Consider the following 5,075-nt stretch of genomic DNA (forward strand, 5'->3'; position numbering starts at 1 on the left):
ATTCCAGCAGTTTAATCTTTTATCTAGTGCCACTGTTTTTGACAATGTTGCATTTCCTCTGAAAATAGCTGGATTTAACAAAAACGAGATTAAAAAAAGAGTATTAGAGCTTTTATCTTTAGTTGGTCTTGATGATAAGGCAAATGTTTATCCAGCTCAGTTATCTGGTGGTCAAAAGCAGCGTGTTGGTATTGCAAGAGCTCTTGCAACAAATCCAAAGATCCTTTTGTGTGATGAAGCTACATCTGCACTTGATCCCAAAACAACAAGTTCAATTTTAAAGCTTTTGTGCTCACTTAGAGATCGACTTGGGTTAACTATTGTCATCATCACTCATCAGCTTGAGGTTATAAAGGAGTGCTGTGACAGAGTTGCTGTAATTGACGGCGGTGTAATCTCTGAAATGGGAGATACCATTGAGGTTTTTGCATCTCCACAAAAAGATTTAACAAAACACCTTGTTGCAACTGTTGTAAGACGTGATCTTGATGATCTTCTGTCATATACAAAACTTTATTCTGAATATAAAGAAAACAGCAGAGCATGGTTCTTGTTAACCTTCCTTGGTGACAGAGCAAATGATCCTGTAATTGTTGATGTTGCTATAAAGACAAATGCAAAGATTTCTATTATGGCAGGTCAGATTAATCATATTCAGAATCAGCCTTTAGGCTTTCTTGTAATAGCAGTAGATGGATCAAAGGATGCTATTGATACTGCCTTAAAGGAGCTTACAGACAGAGTATATAAGGTTGAACTATTAGGTTATGAAGTTGAATAGAGGTGTATTGTGATTGAATTTTTAACAGAGCTTGGTTTTTCATCCTATGCAGCAAAAATTACAGTTCTTCTGTTCAACGGAACTGTTGATACAGCATATATGGTTCTTCTTGCAACACTAGTATCAATTGTTCTTGGAGTGCCATTAGGAGTGGTTCTTCTTGTAACATCAAAAGGATATTTTTATTATTCAAAGCCTTTTTATACTGCGCTTGGAACAATTGTTAACGCACTTCGTTCTGTGCCGTTCATTATTTTGATGGTTGCAATTATTCCTATTACAAAGTTCTTTGTTGGTACATCTATTGGAACTACAGCTGCTGTCGTTCCTCTTACTGTTTCAACAATTCCATTTTTAGCAAGACTTGTTGAAACATCATTAAAAACTGTTCCATATGGTCTTATTGAGGCTGCTCAGTCTATGGGTGCAAGTCCATTTAGAATAATTGTAAGAGTTCTCATACCTGAGGCAATGCCTGAACTTATTGCAAACTTTACTCTTACAGTAATTGTTATTATTGGCTGTTCAGCTATGGCAGGCACCATCGGTGGCGGTGGTCTTGGAGATATTGCAATTCGCTATGGTTATATGCGTTTTCAGTTACCGGTTATGGTTATGACTGTTCTAATTCTTATCGTTATGGTTCAGTTAACACAGCTTTTAGGTGATTTTCTTGCAAAAATGGTTGATCATAGATAAGTTATAGTTATTTTCTATAAAGATATATCAAAAAATAGTATTATCTTTTTGTTGATATTTTTTTTGATAAATTGCATCATAGCTTCAACAGATAAATTAAAGAATTATTGGAGATAAAAATGAAAAAATTATTACTATCAGTAGCTGCTTTAGCATTATCTTTCTCATCAAATGCAGCTGAAACTTTAACAATTGGTGCAACACCTGTTCCTCACGTTGAGATCCTAGAGGTTGTAAAGCCAGATCTAAAGGCTCAGGGTATTGATTTAAAGATTGTTGAATTTAATGATTATGTTCAGCCAAATACCTCTGTATCTGACAAATTATTAGATTTAAACTTCTTCCAGCACCGTCCATATCTTGATTCATTTATCAAGGATCATGGTTCTGATTTAGTTGAGGTTGGTGGTATTCACATTGAGCCTATCGGTTTCTACTCACACAAGTTAAAGGATTTAAAGGATTTAAAAAACGGTGCAACCATTGCAATTCCTAATGATCCAACCAACGGCGGTCGTGCATTACTTCTTTTACAGACAGCAGGTTTAATTACTCTTGAAGATCCAAAAGCAATTTCTGCAACTCCATTAGATATCAAAGAGAACAAGTTAAATTTAAATATCAAGGAATTAGAGGCTCCACAGTTACCTCGTTCATTAGATGATGTCGATGCTGCAATCATTAATACCAACTTAGCTATCGATGCTGGTTTAAATCCATTAAAGGATGCATTATTCATTGAAAATGCTGATTCTCCATATGTAAACGTAGTTGTTGGTAATTCACTGTCTGTTAAGAAAGACAGTGTAAAGGCTCTTTTAAAGGCTTTACAGTCTGACAAGGTTAAGAAGTTCATCAACGACAAGTACAATGGTGCAGTTGTTGCAGCTTTCTAATTACTGAAAAATGATTTTTTAAGGCTGAAATTTAAATTTCGGCCTTTTTTGTTTCTGTTGTTTTATTCAGACGGTTATTCTTTGATTTTAAGATGTTAAAATAAACTCAGATTAACTGATTCTGAGTTGTATATGGCTGCATCTATTAGTTTTGATTACCGCTCATTTTTAAAGACTGTTCCTAACCGTCCTGGCTCTTATCAGATGTATTCTGATGAGAATACTGTTATCTATGTCGGAAAGGCAAAAGATCTGAAAAAAAGACTTTCATCCTATTTTCTAAAGGATGTAAACAAAAAGACACTTGCCTTAATAAGCCATATTCATCATATAGAATTTACTATTACATTCTCAGAAGCTGAAGCTTTAATCCTTGAGAACAATCTTATAAAAAAGTATCAGCCTCACTACAATATTCTTTTACGTGACGATAAGTCATATCCATATCTTATTCTGACTAAGGGAAAGCATCCAGCTCTTCATTACTACAGAGGCAAAAAGAGAATAGACTGCGAGTATTTTGGTCCATATCCTGATGCAAAGGCAGCAAAAGAAAGCTTAAAGCTTTTACAGAACCTCTTTCCTATAAGACAGTGCACTGATACTGTTTATAAACATCGTTCAAGACCTTGTCTTATGGCTCAGATCGGCAAATGCTTAGCTCCATGTGTTCAAATGAGTGATGAGCAGTACGAAAACTATCTAAGTCAGGTAAATTATGTCCGTATGTTTTTAAAAGGACAGAATCAGGATGTTTTAAATTCTCTGACACAAAGAATGGAGATCCATTCTAATGCTTTAGAATTTGAAATGGCAGCTAAACTTAGAGATCAGTTATTAGCATTAAGAAGAGTTCAGGAGAGCCAGTCTGTAAGCTCTGAGTGCGACATTGATGCCGATGTTATTGCAACACTGAGTGCTCAAGATATTATCTGTAATCATGTGCTGTATATAAGACAGGGCAGAATCATAGCATCGCGCTCTTATTTCATGACAAAGAATTCAATTGATACAGATACAGATGAATTTACTGCATTTATTGAGCAGTATTATCTTTCATCATCACGTGTAGGTCTTCTGCCAAAGGAAATTATTACCGATGCAAAGATAAATTCTCCTGAGGTTATTATTGAAGCAGTAAAAGAGCAGTTTAATCATTCATTAACAATCTCAAATTCAGTAAGACTTGACAGGGCAAAATACTTAAAACTTGCAAAGGAAAATGCAAATTCAGCTCTGCTTATCAAACTTGCAGACAATACAACTGCCAAAAGAAGAATTGATTCACTTGAAAAGCTTCTTAATATGACAGGAATACAGCATATGGAGTGCTACGATATCTCTCATACACAAGGTGAGCTTACTGTAGCATCATGCGTATCCTTTAATCGTGAAGGTCCAGATACAGCAAATTACCGACGTTTTAATATTGATGGAATTACACCTGGCGATGATTTTGCTGCAATGGATCAGGTATTAAACAGAAGATTTAAAAATATTAAGGAAGGCATTATTCCTGATATTATTTTCATTGACGGTGGTAAAGGTCAGTTGAGTCAGGCAGAAAATGTCATTTCAAAACTGTTTACCGATCCTGATGTTAAAAAGCCTCTTTTACTTGCTGTTACAAAAGGTGAAGGCAGAAAGGAAGGTCTTGAAACATTCGTTGTTGGATATACAAGAGAGACTATCAATCTTTCTCTTGACGATCCTGCTATGCAGATAGTTCTGCACATAAGAGATGAGTCCCATCGTTTTGCTATAACTGGTCACAGAAACAGAAGATCTAAGGCAAGAGTACACTCAGCTCTTGAGAATATTGAAGGAATAGGACCAAAGAGACGTCAGGCCTTATTAAAACATCTTGGTGGCATAAGAGAAGTTATGAACGCAAGTGTTCAGGAACTGTCTAAGGTACCTTCAATAAGTAAAGAAATGGCTGAGCTTATCTATGAGCATTTCCATTCACTTTAAAAGATCTATTATCTTATCTGAACTCATTACAGTACAATAAATATGGTTGAGTATAGTAAGCTCTGCATTGTGAAGCTCCATAGTACCTGCAGCTGTTGCATCATGTGGTACTATCACATCAAAGCTTTCATCACTTAACGATCTGACTGTAGAAGAAACGCACTGATCGGTAAAAATACCAGCGCATACAACAGTCTTTATGGACAGATTATTTAAAATAAGTCTTAAATTCGTTCCTGTAAGAGCACTATCAGTTGTTTTAGTAAGTACAATCTCTTCACTTTGTGGTGCAATACTATCTATGATCTGACTATCATAGTCGTCTTTAAAAAGAAGAGTACTGTTCCAGCCTTCAAGTTTTTGCGATAGCGATCGGTCATTACCATTTTTAAGATGACTTTCAATTCTGCAGTAAATTATCTGCATATTTCTTTTTCTAAATTCAAAAAGGAGCTTTTTTGTATTTGGAATAACGATTTTTTCAAGTCTTTGACTGAATTGTGAAAATCTAATTGTATCTGCTGTTTTTCCAAGTTTTGTATATGTATTTTGCAGATCGATTATTAATAGAGCAGTTGATGACTCAGATACCGCATCAAATTTGTGATAATTCTGATCTTCATAATAAACTGAAAGAAAACTGTTATCTGTCATAAAAGTACCTCAAATTCAATTTATCATGACAAATATACTGTTTTAACTGATGCACCTTTTCAATGCTAATT

Annotated in this window: 5 protein-coding genes; 4 read left to right on the plus strand and 1 reads right to left on the minus strand. The window is 35.0% G+C overall.

The genetic code is table 11. The features are described 5' to 3' along the window. The 4 genes from ACJML3_RS02135 to uvrC all read left to right on the plus strand — a co-directional run. On the plus strand, nucleotides 1-781 hold a 781-nt coding region (locus ACJML3_RS02135), incomplete at its 5' end, for a methionine ABC transporter ATP-binding protein (RefSeq protein ID WP_406020203.1). 99 nt (nucleotides 782-880) lie between these two features. Continuing rightward, nucleotides 881-1,480: a methionine ABC transporter permease gene (locus ACJML3_RS02140; RefSeq protein WP_406020210.1), complete on the plus strand. Its 600-nt coding sequence runs from the start codon at nucleotides 881-883 to the stop codon at nucleotides 1,478-1,480. 119 nt (nucleotides 1,481-1,599) lie between these two features. Next, complete coding sequence (locus ACJML3_RS02145) at nucleotides 1,600-2,376, plus strand: MetQ/NlpA family ABC transporter substrate-binding protein (RefSeq protein ID WP_406020204.1); 777 nt, start codon at nucleotides 1,600-1,602, stop codon at nucleotides 2,374-2,376. Between the two features lie 132 nt (nucleotides 2,377-2,508). Continuing rightward, nucleotides 2,509-4,350: an excinuclease ABC subunit UvrC gene (gene uvrC, locus ACJML3_RS02150; protein ID WP_406020206.1), complete on the plus strand. Its 1,842-nt coding sequence runs from the start codon at nucleotides 2,509-2,511 to the stop codon at nucleotides 4,348-4,350. On the opposite strand, the gene ACJML3_RS02155 is transcribed toward uvrC, so the two are convergent. Beyond that, nucleotides 4,342-5,004, minus strand: coding sequence for a cysteine hydrolase family protein (locus ACJML3_RS02155; protein ID WP_406020208.1), 663 nt, complete (start codon nucleotides 5,002-5,004; stop codon nucleotides 4,342-4,344). The two genes, uvrC and ACJML3_RS02155, sit on opposite strands and share 9 nt — an antisense overlap. Nucleotides 5,005-5,075 lie beyond the last annotated feature (71 nt).

This window comes from Succinivibrio sp., assembly GCF_045124615.1.
GTDB lineage: Bacteria > Pseudomonadota > Gammaproteobacteria > Enterobacterales > Succinivibrionaceae > Succinivibrio > Succinivibrio faecicola.